The organism is Mesorhizobium maamorense (genome assembly GCF_044998965.1).
Lineage (GTDB): Bacteria > Pseudomonadota > Alphaproteobacteria > Rhizobiales > Rhizobiaceae > Mesorhizobium.
The window spans coordinates 2,174,285-2,188,589 of record NZ_CP173356.1; the positions used below are offsets into that span (position 1 = coordinate 2,174,285).

Genomic DNA, 14,305 nt, shown 5'->3' on the forward strand with positions numbered 1-14,305 from the left:
GCTTGCAAAGGCCATGTCGTTGCACCATGTGGAAGTCAGCCAAGGAAACATCCATGACGGCCATCGAATCCCCATGCATTCTGGTCTGTTCGATCGATATGAAGACCGGTTTTTGTTTTGGGTGCGGCCGCACCCGGGACGAGATCGGCGCCTGGATCGACATGACGGCGCAGGCGCGCCGCGACGTCATGGCCCAACTGCCGGCGAGGCTGGAGACGGTCGAGCGCCGGCCGCGCCGCGAAACCCGCCGCACCCGGATGGCGCGCGAACGCGACGCGCTCTCGTGAACGGATTGCCGACATGAACCGCCTGTTCTGGATCCTGATGCTCGTCATCGGCGTCGGCGCGGTGCTGCTGATGTTCGACGATTCCGCCGGCAATACGCTCGGCGTCGAAAAAGATGATTTCGGCCGGTTGATCTGGCTGGGCGCCTTCGGCGCGCTCATCGGCGCCGGCCTTCTAAGGTCGGGCCGCCCGCTCAGCGCCATGGCGCGCAATCTCGGCGCGTGGGCGGCGATCGCGCTCGCGCTGATCGCCGGCTATCAATATCGCTACGAATTGCAGGATTTCGCCAACCGGGTAACCGCTGGCCTTGTTCCCGGCAGCCCGCTGGCGCTGGGCATTGAGGACGGCCATGCCACCGTGACGCTCGACAAGGCCGACAATGGCCATTTCGAGGCGCGCATCCTGATCAACGGCGCGCCAGTGCGCACGGTGGTCGACACAGGAGCGACCAGCACCGTGTTGACGTCGCAGGACGCCCAGGCAGCCGGGATCAATCCCGCCGCTCTCGATTTCACCATACCGGTCTCGACCGCCAACGGCACGGCGCGCGCCGCGGCTGTGAAAACCAAGGAACTGGCCATCGGCGGCATCGTGCGCAAGAATATGCCGGTGATGGTCGCGGCACCCGGTATGCTTGGCCAGAGCCTGCTCGGCATGAACTTCATCAGTTCGCTGTCCGGCTTCGATGTGCGCGGCGACCGGATGACCCTCCGGGATTGACGTTCGGCAAAAGCGGTTCAGGCGGCCTTGTCGATCGCCCCGCTGAGGTCGACCGCGGCGAACGCCGTCTTCAGCACCTGAGGCCCAGCGCCGGGGCGCGTTGCATCCGTGGAGAGGATCTGGCGGTAGCGCCGCGCACCGGGCAATCCATGGAACAACCCGACCATATGGCGGGTGACATGACCGAGCCGCCCGCCCTGTTCGACATGGCGTGCGGCGTAGCCGGCCATGACGTCGATCAGCGCGGCGAAATCGAAGAGACCTGGCCGCTCTCCATAAAACATCGAATCGACGCCGGTCAGAATGCCTGGAGTATGATAGGCGGCGCGGCCGAGCATGGCGCCGTCGAGGTGCTGGAGATGCGTCCGCGCCTCTTGAAGCGATTGAATACCGCCATTGATGCCGATGAATCCGCCCGGTTTTCTCGCCTTCAGCCGATAGACGCGGCCATAGTCGAGCGGCGGGATGTCGCGGTTTTCCTTGGGGCTCAGCCCCTCCAGCCATGCCTTGCGCGCATGCACCCAAAGGGCGTCGGCCCCGGCAGCAAAAACGCCGTCTGCAAGTGCATCCAGCGCCGGCTCGGGATCCTGCTCGTCGACGCCGATGCGGCATTTGACGGTTACGGGAATGGCCACAGCCGCCTTCATCGCAGCGACACAGTCGGCGACGAGGTCAGGCGCCTTCATCAGGCAGGCGCCGAACGTACCGGACTGGACGCGGTCCGACGGGCAGCCGACATTGAGGTTGATCTCGTCATAGCCGAAAGCCTCGCCAATGCGCGCCGCCTCGGCCAGCTTCCCCGGATCGGAGCCGCCGAGCTGCAGCGCGACCGGATGTTCCGCATCGTCGAAACCGAGCAGGCGCTCGCGCGCGCCCTGGATGACCGCGTCCGCCACCACCATCTCGGTATAGAGCAACGCACGGCGCGTCAGCTGGCGATGGAAGAACCGGCAATGGCGGTCCGTCCAATCCATCATCGGGGCGATTGCCACCTTATGCTCTTGGGATCTCGACATTTTAGCGTCAATTGGTTGGTTGATGCGGGCGGCATGGCCACCAATCCTCATATCGGCGACATATGCGAAGTAGGCAAGCCCCTCGCTCGAGCAGTGTCGTAAGCACATGAGTTGTCCGGATTAGGTAGCACGTGAGTTGTCCGGTTTTATCGCCAGCGGATGGAGGCTGGGGATGAAGCGGACGGCATGGCTACAGGAACGGAGAATGCAAAAGTTTCGGGACGTATTGAGCCGCTGGAATGGTGGCGATCTTTCGATGATGGAGGCAGGGGAGTTGCTTGGCATGTCGGAGCGGCAATTCCGACGCTACCGCGACCGGTACGAAGAGGCTGGGGAAGCAGGGTTGCTGGATCGGCGCTTGGGCAAGCTTTCGACGCGTCGGGTGCCGGCGGAAGCGATTGAGGAGATGCTGGAGCTTTACCGTCATCGCTACCTCGGCTGGAATGTGAAGCATTTCCACGAGCACCTGCTGCGCGATCACCATTTCAGCTGGGTCTACACCTTCATCAAGACGCAGCTCCACGCGGCGGGCCTTGTGGAACGGGCCAAGCGGCGCGGTGCTCACCGGCGCAAGCGGGAGAGGAAGCCTTGCGAGGGGATGATGCTGCATCAGGATGGCAGCCGTCATCGATGGCTGGCGGGTGAGCCGATGCTGGACCTGATCGTGACGATGGACGATGCGACGAGCACGATCTATTCGGCCTTCCTGATCGAGGAGGAAGGCACGGCGTCGAGCTTTCAGGGCCTTCTGGAGACATTCGTCGCCAAGGGATTGCCATCGAGCCTCTACAGCGATCGCGGCAGCCACTATTTCGTGACGCTGAAGGCCGGCGAGGCGGTCGACAAAAGCCGGCTGACCCAGGTCGGCCGGGCGCTCGAGCGGCTGGGTATCGAACATATTCCAGCCTATTCCCCTGAAGCGCGAGGCCGCTCGGAGCGGATGTTCTCCACCTTGCAGGATCGGCTGCCGAGGGAGCTGGCGCTGGCCGGAATTGCCGACATCGAGGCCGCCAACCGGTTCATCGCACAGACCTACCTACCAGCTCACAATGCCCGCTTCGCCAGGCCGGCCGCGGTCGAGGACAGCGCCTTTGTCGCCGCAGACCCGCAACAACTGGCCCAGATCCTGTGCATCGAGGAGGAGCGCGTCGTTGCCCGCGACAACACGGTCGCCTTCGCGCGGCTGCGATTGCAGCTGCCGCAGAGCCCGATCCGGCATCACTTCGTCAAAGCCACCGTCAAGGTCAGGCACTACCCGGATGGAACCCTGGCGATCTTTCACGGGCCGCGCCGCATCGCTCGCTACAGCTCTGACGGCGCCGCAATCGAAGACACTTGCCCCATCAGGCAAGCCGCGTGAACCGCTTCGACGCCAAAACAGAAGCGGACAGATCATGTGCTACCAAACCGGACAACTTGATTAGCTACCGACAGCCCCTCGCTCGAGCAGTAAGTCTGAAGGCGGTCCTTCTGCGCCTGCCAAATCCTATGGCCTGAAGTGCTGTCTTCTCGTTTTTTCGAGTGCTGGGCGAAATCGCTCCAAGAAATCGGAAGCTTGCACCCCCTTGCTACACCGCAGGAGAGCGGCACGCCGTTTTGCGACCTGGTCGATAGTCTTTCAACTGCGGCGAACAAGACGGGGGACCGCCTTTCCAGGATTGGCTGCTTTCCGAAGTTGCCGACCACAAGCAGATGGTGGCCATCCTGGGCCGCGCCGCATTAGGCGTTCGCCGACGCCATGGCAAACGGACAAACAGTCGATCGGCGCCGGGGGTCGGCGCCGATTTTCGACTACAGCCGGTTCAGAACGTTACCGCCGCAGCGCGTACACGCGCCCAGCTGGCTCGCTGCCCACCGACAAGGCCATGTCGTCATCCAGAAGCCGCGTGATCCGGGCGAAGCCGGTGAACGCCTTCCTGGCTTCTTCAGCCGACATCTGCCCCGACAGGGCGGCCGCGCAGCAGTTCAGCGCGCATTGATAGACAGGGCCACGTCGCCCGGTCGGCCATTTACGCAAAAACATCATGGCCTCGGCAACACTGTCGATTTCCTCGATAGGGTGTCCCTGCCCGCGTGAAATCCGCACGGGCGAAAAAAAATGCAAATAGTCCATCATATCCTCCCGCTCGGTCGCGACGTGTTCGACCGAACCCCATCAAACGCGCCATCATCCACTTGGTTCCATAAAAAACGTACGCTTGGCAAAAAAAGGGCAGGTTTGCCCGCCGCGGCTCCGATGTCGTCGCGCCGGCGCTTGAAAGCGCCACGAACCCGACTCGCCGATCAGAGGGCAAGCATCATGCCGCGCGACAATGGCGATCCCCATTGAATATCTTTAAGGCCAAAGCCGGCAAATCAGCCGATTGCCCCTTCCCTCGCGTCAGGCGTAACCTTGACGGTCAACGCGTGAGGGCGCGTGCTGCAAGAAGGGGACAATTGCAATGACGATACAAGGCGCATCGCCGGATCTATATAACGAAGATCTCGCACCGGCCAAGATACGAAACTGGGGACCATTCTCGATCTTCAACGTCTGGACGTCGGACGTGCACAGCCTCTGGGGTTACTATCTCGCCGCCAGCCTTTTCCTGTTCTGCGGCGGTTTCGTCAACTTCATCATCGCCATCGGCATCGGCTCGCTCGTCATCTACGCGCTGATGAACATGGTCGGTTATGCCGGCGTGAAGACCGGCGTGCCTTACCCAGTGCTCGCCCGCGCCTCGTTCGGCATATGGGGCGCCAACATACCGGCGCTGGTGCGCGCCATCGTCGCCTGCTTCTGGTACGGCGCACAGACGGCGGCCGCTTCCGGCGCCATTGTCGCGCTGCTGATCCGCTCGCAATGGTTCGCCGATTTCAACGCCAACACCCATTTCCTCGGCCACTCCGGGCTGGAAGTAATCTGCTTCGTGGTCATCTGGGCGCTGCAGCTGCTGATTATCCAGAACGGCATGGAGACGGTGCGCCGCTTCCAGGATTGGGCCGGGCCAGCCGTGTGGGTGATGATGCTGATCCTGGCCGTCTATCTCTGTGTCAAAGCCGGGACCTTCGCCTTCACCAGTGACATTCCGATGGAGGTGCTGCTCGAAAAGACCAAGGATGCGGGCGTGCCAGGTACGCCGGGATCGTGGACGTCGCTGTTCGCCGTCGCCGCGATCTGGGTGACCTATTTTTCGGCCCTCTATCTCAACTTCTGCGATTTCGCCCGCTATGCACCGGACAAGGCATCGCTGCGCAAGGGCAATATCTGGGGCCTGCCGATCAATCTCATCCTGTTCTCGCTGGTCGCTGGCGTCACCACCATTGCCGCTTACGACGTTTATCACGAGGTGCTGCTGCACCCCGACCAGATATCGGCGAAATTCGGCAGCTGGTTCCTGGCCGCGCTCGCCGCCTTGACCTTCGCGGTGGCGACGCTCGGCATCAATGTCGTGGCCAACTTCGTCTCGCCGGCCTTCGACTTCTCTAACGTCTTCCCGCGCCAGATCGACTTCAAGAAGGGCGGCTACATCGCGGCACTGATCGCGCTCGTGCTCTATCCCTTCGCGCCTTGGGAAGGCAGCGCTGCGTCCTTCGTCAACATCATCGGCGCGACGATGGGGCCGATCTTCGGCGTCATGATGGTCGATTACTACCTGATCCGGAAGGGCGAGGTCGACGTCGAAGCGCTTTATCGCGAGGACGGCGAGTTCCGCTTCCAGGGCGGCTGGCATGTCAATGCCTTCATCGCTGCCGGCATTGGCGCCGTCTTCTCCTCGATCCTGCCGAACTTCACCAACTGGCTGCCATCCTGGTGGGGCGTCTATGGCTGGTTCTTCGGCGTCGGGATTGCCGGCATCATCTACTACGTGCTGCGCACCGCCGCCGTGGGTGCCGGCGCCAAGACGGCGAAGGCCTGAAATGGGGCAGTAGGCAGGAAAGGTAGGGAAAGCAGACGGCTTCCCCCTACTGCCTACTGCCTACTGCCTACTCCTACCATCTCGGCCAACCGGCGCACCGTGTTCCAGTTGCGCGACGTACCGACGCCCAGGCGTTTGTGATTGGCGGCCGCGAGCAGCCGTGAACTCGGTCGTTCCCGCGAAAAGACGACCCAGATGTCGCCGCCGCGTGACATCACCTTCTCATCGGCGGCGGCATAGGTCTCGAGCGCCGCCGCCGCATCATCGGGCACGGGCTTGCGCATTATCCGGACCGCCACCTGGTCACCGGTCTCGGCGGATTCAGCCGGAAACGGATTGCCGGCCGCGAGCCTCAGCCAATCTTCGGCAGCGCGCACGATGATATCGACATGTCGGCCGAAAGCTTTTTTGAAGGCGGCCTCCAGACGCTGCTCGAGACCGGCGACGTCCGTCGCCGGCGCCTCGAAGACAAGATTGCCCGTCGCCACGAGCGTACGGACATTCTTCAGCCCGAGGCCTTCCGCCATCGCCCTCAGGTCGGACATCACGACCCGGCGCCCTTCTCCCAGGACGATGCTGTAGAGAAGGGCGACATAGGTCTGCATCGGTTGCCGAACCCCGCCTGGCGCGCCTATACCAGGCGCGATTGTTCGACCGCCGCCTCGATGAAGCTGGCGAACAGCGGATGCGGGTCGAGCGGCCGGCTCTTCAGCTCGGGGTGGTATTGCACGCCGATGAACCAGGGATGGTCGGGGTATTCGACCGTTTCGGGCAGCACGCCGTCGGGCGACATGCCGGCAAACACCAGGCCGCAATCCTCCAGCCGCTGCTTATAGTCGATATTGACCTCGTAGCGGTGGCGGTGACGCTCGGAAATCTGAGTATCGCCATAAATGTCGGCGATCTTGGAACCCTTGGCGAGCTCGGCCTGATAGGCGCCGAGCCGCATCGTGCCGCCGAGATCGCCGGTTGCCCGGCGCTTCTCCAGCATGTTGCCCTTCAGCCACTCCGTCATCAGGCCGACGACCGGCTCCTGGGTCGGGCCGAACTCGGTCGAGGAGGCCTCATCGACTCCGGCCAGGGACCGCGCCGCCTCGATACAGGCCATCTGCATGCCGAAGCAGATGCCGAAATACGGCACCTTGCGCTCACGCGCGAACTTCGCCGCCAGGATCTTGCCTTCCGAGCCGCGCTCGCCGAAACCGCCGGGCACAAGGATGCCATGCACCTTTTCCAGCCAGGGCGTCGGATCCTCCTTCTCAAAGATTTCCGATTCGATCCAGTCGAGCTTGACCTTGACGTGGTTGGCCAGACCGCCATGCGACAGCGCCTCGATCAGCGATTTGTAGGCGTCCTTGAGGCCGGTATATTTGCCGACGATGGCGATGGTCACCTCGCCTTCCGGATTGTGGATGCGGTTGGACACGGCCTGCCACGGCTCCATGCGCGGCTTCGGCGCGGGGTCGATGCCGAACGCGGCCAGCACTTCCAGATCGAGCCCTTCCTTGTGGTAAGCCATCGGCACGTCGTAGATGTGCGGCACGTCGAGCGCCTGGATGACCGCGCTTTCCCTGACATTGCAGAACAGCGACAGTTTTCTACGCTCTTCCTTGGGAATGGCCCGGTCGGCGCGGACGAGCAGGATGTCGGGCGCGATGCCGATACCGCGCAGCTCCTTGACCGAATGCTGGGTCGGCTTGGTCTTCAATTCGCCCGCGGTCGGGATATAGGGCATCAGCGTCAGATGCACATAGACGGCGTTGTTGCGCGGCAGGTCGTTGCCGAGCTGGCGGATCGCCTCCAGGAAAGGCATCGCCTCGATGTCGCCCACGGTGCCGCCGATTTCGCACAGCACGAAATCATAGTCGTCATTGCCGTCGAGGACGAAATTCTTGATCTCGTCGGTGACGTGCGGGATGACCTGCACGGTGGCGCCGAGGTAGTCGCCGCGCCGCTCGCGCTCGATGATGTTCTTGTAGATGCGGCCGGTGGTGATGTTGTCCTGCTGGTTGGCGGAACGGCCGGTGAACCGCTCGTAATGGCCAAGATCGAGATCGGTCTCCGCGCCGTCATCTGTGACGAACACCTCGCCATGCTGATACGGCGACATCGTGCCTGGATCGACATTGAGGTAGGGATCGAGTTTTTTTATGCGTGCGCGATAGCCCCGCGCCTGCAAGAGAGCCCCGAGGGCCGCTGCGGCAATGCCTTTTCCAAGTGAGGAAACCACGCCGCCTGTGATGAATACATATCGCGCCATGGGGTCATCGCTTAACGCGGCCGGATTGATTCCGCCAGAGAAAAAACCGCCGCTAAGGCTTTTTCCCAAGAAGGCGCTCGAACCGTGATCCGAAAATGGGATCCGGTTTTCGGATAGGCCCATGTCGAACGGGCTGGCCCGTTCCACTGGAACGCGACCGAGAGCGAGGCAAAACAAAAGGGCCGGCTGAACCGGCCCTTTTGGCAAGCTGCTGCAAACGTCAGATGATGACGACCTTGGTGCCGACCTTGACGCGGCTGTAGAGGTCCATGACGTGCTCGTTCATCATGCGGAAACAGCCATTGGAAGCGCTGGTTCCGATCGACTGTGGCGCGATGGTGCCGTGGATGCGCAGATGCGTGTCCTTCTTGCCGTCATAGAGGTAGATGGCGCGGGCGCCGAGGGGATTCTGGCCGCCGCCGGGCATGCCGTCCTTGTACTGGGCATAATGCTTGGGCTCGCGCTTCTGCATGTCCAGCGTCGGGATCCAGCGTGGCCACTCCTGCTTGTCGCCGACCGCCACGGTGCCCTTGAACTGCAATCCTTCGCGGCCGACCGCGATGGCGTAGCGGCGGGCGGTGGACGATGATTCCACCAGATAGAGCCGGCGGGCACTGGTATCGATGACGATCGTGCCGGCCTCGTAACCGGTGAATTCCACGTCCTGTGGCACGAACTCCGGCTTTACCTTGAACGGCTTCTTGGCGTTTTTCCTGGCGAGCGCCGAATCCAGCGCACGGGTCTCAGGCAGATAGTTGATCGAGGACGATGCTATCTGGCCGCCAAACAGTCCGGCGAACAGGCCGCCGCCGGTGCGCTGCTTCTGGCCAGGCAGCTCGCTGCGCAATTCGCCATTATTGCCGGTCAGCGCAACGTTCATCACCTCGGCCGATTCCGGTTCGGCCGAAGGAATCGGCTCGATCGGCGTCAACGGCTCGATGATCTTCGTGACATTCTTGGCCGGCTTGGCCGCGGCCACTTCGGTCGCCGGGGCAGTCTTGCCTTTCTTGGCCAGGAACGCCTGCCGTTCCGCCTCGGCCTTCGCTTTCGCCGCTTCACGCATCGCCATCTTCCTGGCTTCCAGCGCCTTGGCCTTGGCGGCTTCCTTGTCGGCAACGATCTTGGCCTCGATCTTTTTGATCTGGGCGAGATCGTCCGGTGTCGGATTTTTCTTCTTCTTGAGAAGCCTCAACTGCGCCGCATCGCTCTTGGCTGCGACGTTGATGGCGTCGGTCTTGCCGACCGACTGATTGGCGGCCAAATTGGCTGGCACGCCGGCGAAAGCCGGGGAGCTCATGCCGAGTGCGGCGCAAAGTCCCAGGAAGATGAAGCTGCGAAGCTGCATGGCGAAGATCCGATCGTTCAATATTTGTTGCCCACGGCGTCGCCCGGCGTCCCCCAAGGACACCGAAAATGCCGCGCGCAATCTATAGTCGAATAAGCGCGGGCGCCTCAAGCGCGAGGCCGCTGCACTTCCCGTCAGATCTTCGTGATGCCGCCGCATTTGCCGCGACTGTGGTCAAACGACAACAGATCGGCTGAGTGTAAGAGATCAGAGCGGGCCGAGGGCCCGGCAGCGAGAGCCGGAACCGAGCGCAGTTCGGTTGTAACGACGCAGAATGCCGGCGTTCGCACGCCGGCGCTCCCTGTCAGATAGCCCTTGAACGAACCCGGATTACTGGTTCGGCACCTGCGGGGCCGCGGGCGCGGTGCTGGCGCCGTTGGTCGCCGGCGACGTCGAGCCGGCGGCGGGCGGCGTGGCCGGAGGCGTTGTCGCGGCTCCGTTGCCGGAAGGCGGCGTCGGCGCCGCGTTGCCGGAAGGCGGCGTCGGGGTGGTCGTGCCAGGCAATTGGTTGAGTACGCCCTTGCCGGCGCCGTCCGATGTTGCGGGAACGCGGTCGAGAATGTCGATCGGCTTCTCGCCGTAGCGGGCAATGATCGACAAGGTCAGCGACGTCACGAAGAAAGCGGCCGCCAGAATCGCCGTCGCCCGGGTCAGCGCATTGGCGGCGCCGCGCGCCGTCATGAAGCCGGATCCGCCACCAATGCCAAGGCCGCCGCCTTCGGAGCGCTGCAGCAGCACAACGCCGACAAGGGCCAGAACGACCATGAGATGGATGACGATCAGTACGGTTTGCATAATTTATCCTGGCAATGCCCTGCCCGGCCGCGGACACGACCGGGGAATTGGAGGCGGCTCAATACAATGCTTTCACGGCATTTCCAAGCCCGTGGCCGGAATATGGGAAGCAAGGCGTCCTTTACAACGATTTCCCGTGCGCCGCGGCAGGTTCGGCGCCGCGCGAAGTCATCAAGAGATGCTGCGATAGGCGTCCGCGATGCCTAGGAAGTCGGCCGCTTTCAGGCTGGCGCCGCCAACCAGCGCGCCGTCGACATTCCTGACCCCAAGCAGTTCCACTGCATTGGACGGTTTGACCGAACCGCCATAGAGAATGCGCATCTTGCTCGCGGCGGCGCCGAGCTTCTCCGACAGTTTTTCGCGAATATGCGCATGCGCCTCGGCTACATCGGCGACGGTCGGGGTCAGGCCGGTGCCGATCGCCCACACCGGCTCATAGGCAACGATCGTGTTGGACGCGGTAGCGCTTGCCGGCACCGAACCGGCAACCTGGCGTGACAACACGTCCAGCGTCGCCCCCGCTTCGCGCTCCTGCCGCGTCTCGCCGATGCAGACAATGGCTACAAGCCCGGCGCGCCAGGCTGCGGAGGCCTTGGCCTGAACTGTCGCATCATCCTCGCCGCGCTGTTCGCGGCATTCGGAGTGGCCGACGATGACGTGGGTCGCGCCCGCATCCTTCAGCATCTCCGCGGAGATGCACCCGGTGTAGGCGCCGCTCTCCTTGGCGTGGCAATCCTCACCGCCGGCATGAACCGGCGTACGCGACAGAATCTCGGCGGCATGGGCGAGCAAGGTCGCGGGAACGCAGACCAGCGCCTCGGTGTCTGCGTCGAGCCCGCTCATGAAACCGTTGCCGATCATCCTGAGTTCGTTGAGCGAGGCGCTGGTACCGTTCATTTTCCAGTTGCCTGCGACGAGCGGGCGAATTCCTGGCGTCATCGTTTACTTCTCCGGGTGACATTCGGCTGGCGTTCTCACTACCAAAATCAAGCCACAAAGCAATCGACAGTGGACCGGAAGGGCGCTATTGCGCTTGTTTCAGACTCGGCGCATCCGAAAATGCGCATAAATCGGAAGTAACGATGCTTGGTATATTGAGAAGCGCGGCGGGCACCTGGGTCGCGAAGCTACTGCTTTCGCTGCTGGTGGTCAGTTTTGCGGTCTGGGGCGTATCGGGACGGCTGATGGGTGGCCTTGCCGGCCACGATTCCGTCATCACGGCTGGCGGCACCAAGGTGTCGATCAACGAATACCGCCTCGCCTATGACCGCCAGCTCGCCGTCATGTCGCAGCAGTTCGGTCAGCGCCTCACCCACGAACAGGCAAAGGCGCTCGGCGTCGACAACCAGGTGTTGGCGCAGCTTGTTTCGGGCGCGGTCCTCGACGAACAGGCTCGCAAGCTCGGCCTTGGCCTGTCCAAGGACCGGCTGGCCGAACTCACCCGCGAGGATCCGGCGTTCAAGGGCCCCGGCGGACAGTTCGACCGGAGAGCCTTCGAATACAGGCTGCGTGAGGTCGGCATGCGCCCGGAGGATTATTTGAAGAATCGTGCCCAGGTCGCGGTGCGCCAGCAGATCGTCGAGGCGGTTTCGGACGGCCTCAAGGCGCCTGACACCTTCTTCAAGGCGGTGGCCCTGTACCGTGGCGAGGATCGTACGGTCGACTATCTGACCTTGCCGAAGGCGCTGGTCGAACCCATCGAGGCGCCGAGCGACAGCGCGCTGCAGGCCTATTTCGAGGCCAACAAGAAGACCTATGCCGCGCCCGAATACCGCAAGTTTTCCTATGTCAGGCTCGAGCCGCAGGACATCATGGATACGAGCTCGGTGACCGACGCCCAGGTCAGCGACGACTACAACAAGAACAAGGCGCGCTACACCACTCCCGAGATGCGCACCATAGAGCAGCTTGTGTTCAAGACGCCGGACGAGGCCAAGGCCGCGCTCGATTCGTTGAAGTCCGGCGCAACCTTCGACAAGCTCGTCATTGCGGAAGGCAAGACCCCGGCCGACACGCTGCTCGGAACGCTCGCCAAGGACAAGATCGCCGACAAGGCGGTCGCCGACGCTGCTTTTGCGCTCAACGTCAATGAGGTCAGCCCTGTCGTGCAGGGTGCCTTTGGTCCCGTGCTGCTGCGCGTCACCGAGATCAAGCCCGAAGTCGTGAAGCCGCTGGCCGAAGTGTCGGACCAGATCCGCAAGGACCTGGCGCTGGGCGAGGCAAACCGCATCCTTCTGGACGTGCATGATAATTACGAGGACAGTCGCGCCGCCGGCAGTTCGCTGGCCGACGCCGCCGCCAAGCTGAAGCTGAAGGTCGTCACTGTCGACGCGATCGATCGCAGTGGCCTGCGGCCCGATGGCTCCATCGTCAAGGATCTGCCGGAATCGCCGGCCCTGATCAAGGCTGCCTTCGATGCCGAACCGAATACTGAAAACGAGGCGCTGACCACGGCCGATAACGGCTTCATTTTCTATGAAGTGGCTTCGATCACGCCGGCCCGCGACCGCACGCTGGACGAAGTTCGCCAGAAGGTCGTTGCCGACTGGACCGCGGCCGAGACGGCCAAGCGGCTGACCGCCAAGGCGCAGGAGCTGGAAAAGCGGCTCAAGGCCGGCGCAACGCTCGACGTCATTGCCGGCGAGCTCAAGCTGGAAAAGCAGACCAAGCGTGGCCTGAAGCGCGAAGCCGACGACGCCGATTTCGGCAAGGAAGGTGCAGCGGTGATGTTCGGCGTCGGCGAAGGCGGCACCGGCCTGATCCCCTCTCCCACCAGCGACGCGCAAATCCTGTTCAAGGTCGCCGAGGTGTTCGAACCCGCCGGGGCCGATGCCAGTTCGGTGCCCGAGGACGCGCGCAAGTCCTTCACCTCCGGCATGTCGGACGATCTGCTCGACCAGTTGGTGGCGCAGTTGCAGACGCAGTACGGCGTCCGCGTCGACCAGGCTGCCGTTGCCCAAGCCTCGACAAGATGAGCGCGCTGAAAACCCATATCGCCAAGGTCGCGACCGGCACCGCCCTGTCCTTCGACGAGGCGCGCGAGGCCTTCGACATCATCATGTCGGGCGATGCTACGCCCGGCCAGATCGGCGGCTTCCTGATGGCGTTGCGTGTGCGCGGCGAGACGGTGGACGAGATTTCGGGCGCCGTCGCCACCATGCGCGCCAAGATGCTTCGCGTCGACGCACCTGTCGGCGCCATCGACATCGTTGGCACCGGCGGCGACAATTCGCACTCCGTCAACATCTCGACGGCATCCGCTTTCGTCATCGCCGCCAGCGGGGTTCCGGTCGCCAAGCATGGCAATCGCGGGTTGTCTTCGCTGACCGGTGCGGCCGACGTCCTGACCGCGCTCGGCGTCAAGATCGACCTCACGCCGCAGGCCATCGGCCGCTGCATCCACGAGGCTGGTGTCGGCTTCATGTTCGCGCCGGCACATCACCCGGCGATGAAGCATGTCGGCCCGACCCGCGTGGAGCTCGGCACCAGGACCATCTTCAACTTGCTCGGTCCGCTCTCCAACCCGGCCGACGTGCGCCGGCAGATGGTCGGCGTATTCATGCCGGAATGGATTATACCGGTGGCCCAGACGCTGAAGGCGCTGGGCACCGAGCATGCCTGGGTCGTTCATGGTGACGGCTACGACGAGATCACCACCACGGGCGAAACGCATGTCGCCGAACTGATCGGCGGCGAGATCCGCACCTTCACCTTGACGCCCGAAGCGGTTGGCCTGACCCGTCACACCAAGGAAGAACTGCGCGGCGGCGACGCTGCCTACAACGCCGAGGCGTTGCGCGCTATGCTGGGTGGCACCGTGGGCGCTTTTCGCGACACCGTGCTGATGAACGCCGGCGGCGGCTTGGTGGTGGCGGGCAAGGCGACGACGCTCGCCGACGGCATGGCGACGGCAGTGCAAGCCATCGACAGCGGCCGGGCGCTGCAGGTGCTCGACCGGCTGGTCGAGATTTCGAACGGTTAGACA

General features: G+C 63.2%; 13 protein-coding genes. 6 read left to right on the forward strand and 7 right to left on the reverse strand.

What is annotated here, in order from left to right; translation table 11 throughout:
- The first annotated feature begins 53 nt into the window (after positions 1-53).
- Together ACIU1A_RS11270 and ACIU1A_RS11275 are read left to right on the forward strand one after the other, a co-directional pair.
- Positions 54-287, forward strand: a complete 234-nt coding sequence (locus ACIU1A_RS11270) for a DUF1289 domain-containing protein (RefSeq protein WP_140515375.1) — start codon at positions 54-56, stop codon at positions 285-287.
- Between the two features lie 13 nt (positions 288-300).
- Entirely contained in the window at positions 301-1,005 is a 705-nt protein-coding gene (locus tag ACIU1A_RS11275) for a TIGR02281 family clan AA aspartic protease (RefSeq protein WP_404927309.1), read from the forward strand.
- 17 nt (positions 1,006-1,022) lie between these two features.
- Here ACIU1A_RS11275 and dusA read toward each other — a convergent pair whose 3' ends face one another.
- Positions 1,023-2,021 carry a tRNA dihydrouridine(20/20a) synthase DusA gene (gene dusA, locus ACIU1A_RS11280; protein WP_404927310.1) on the reverse strand — a complete coding sequence of 333 codons (999 nt, stop codon included), beginning with the start codon at positions 2,019-2,021 and terminating at the stop codon, positions 1,023-1,025.
- Positions 2,022-2,226: 205 nt separating this feature from the next.
- Between dusA and ACIU1A_RS11285 the strand changes: the two genes are divergently transcribed.
- Positions 2,227-3,381, forward strand: a complete 1,155-nt coding sequence (locus tag ACIU1A_RS11285; protein ID WP_404926836.1) for an ISNCY family transposase — start codon at positions 2,227-2,229, stop codon at positions 3,379-3,381.
- 450 nt (positions 3,382-3,831) lie between these two features.
- On the opposite strand, the gene ACIU1A_RS11290 is transcribed toward ACIU1A_RS11285, so the two are convergent.
- Positions 3,832-4,134 (reverse strand): DUF982 domain-containing protein, encoded by a 303-nt coding sequence (locus ACIU1A_RS11290; RefSeq protein ID WP_140498645.1) that lies wholly within the window; start codon positions 4,132-4,134, stop codon positions 3,832-3,834.
- 328 nt (positions 4,135-4,462) lie between these two features.
- Between ACIU1A_RS11290 and ACIU1A_RS11295 the strand changes: the two genes are divergently transcribed.
- On the forward strand, positions 4,463-5,920 hold the full coding sequence (locus ACIU1A_RS11295; RefSeq protein WP_140498646.1) for an NCS1 family nucleobase:cation symporter-1: 1,458 nt from the start codon (positions 4,463-4,465) through the stop codon (positions 5,918-5,920).
- A gap of 53 nt (positions 5,921-5,973) precedes the next feature.
- Here ACIU1A_RS11295 and ACIU1A_RS11300 read toward each other — a convergent pair whose 3' ends face one another.
- The 5 genes from ACIU1A_RS11300 to tpiA all read right to left on the reverse strand — a co-directional run bounded on the left by ACIU1A_RS11300 (position 5,974) and on the right by tpiA (position 11,259).
- Positions 5,974-6,525 (reverse strand): DUF1697 domain-containing protein, encoded by a 552-nt coding sequence (locus tag ACIU1A_RS11300; RefSeq protein WP_140525221.1) that lies wholly within the window; start codon positions 6,523-6,525, stop codon positions 5,974-5,976.
- A 26-nt stretch (positions 6,526-6,551) separates the two neighbouring features.
- Entirely contained in the window at positions 6,552-8,180 is a 1,629-nt protein-coding gene (locus ACIU1A_RS11305) for a CTP synthase (protein ID WP_404927311.1), read from the reverse strand.
- Positions 8,181-8,400: 220 nt separating this feature from the next.
- Positions 8,401-9,525, reverse strand: a complete 1,125-nt coding sequence (locus ACIU1A_RS11310) for a L,D-transpeptidase (RefSeq protein WP_404927312.1) — start codon at positions 9,523-9,525, stop codon at positions 8,401-8,403.
- Positions 9,526-9,855: 330 nt separating this feature from the next.
- A complete protein-coding gene (gene secG, locus ACIU1A_RS11315; protein ID WP_140515370.1) occupies positions 9,856-10,320 on the reverse strand; it encodes a preprotein translocase subunit SecG in 465 nt (154 codons plus the stop codon).
- Between the two features lie 171 nt (positions 10,321-10,491).
- On the reverse strand, positions 10,492-11,259 hold the full coding sequence (gene tpiA / locus ACIU1A_RS11320) for a triose-phosphate isomerase (protein ID WP_404927313.1): 768 nt from the start codon (positions 11,257-11,259) through the stop codon (positions 10,492-10,494).
- 143 nt (positions 11,260-11,402) lie between these two features.
- On the opposite strand from tpiA, the gene ACIU1A_RS11325 reads away from it, so the two are divergent.
- Positions 11,403-13,295 carry a SurA N-terminal domain-containing protein gene (locus tag ACIU1A_RS11325; protein WP_404927314.1) on the forward strand — a complete coding sequence of 631 codons (1,893 nt, stop codon included), beginning with the start codon at positions 11,403-11,405 and terminating at the stop codon, positions 13,293-13,295.
- A complete protein-coding gene (gene trpD / locus ACIU1A_RS11330) occupies positions 13,292-14,302 on the forward strand; it encodes an anthranilate phosphoribosyltransferase (RefSeq protein WP_404927315.1) in 1,011 nt (336 codons plus the stop codon). The genes ACIU1A_RS11325 and trpD overlap by 4 nt, the downstream gene beginning before the upstream one ends.
- The last annotated feature ends 3 nt before the right edge of the window (positions 14,303-14,305 follow it).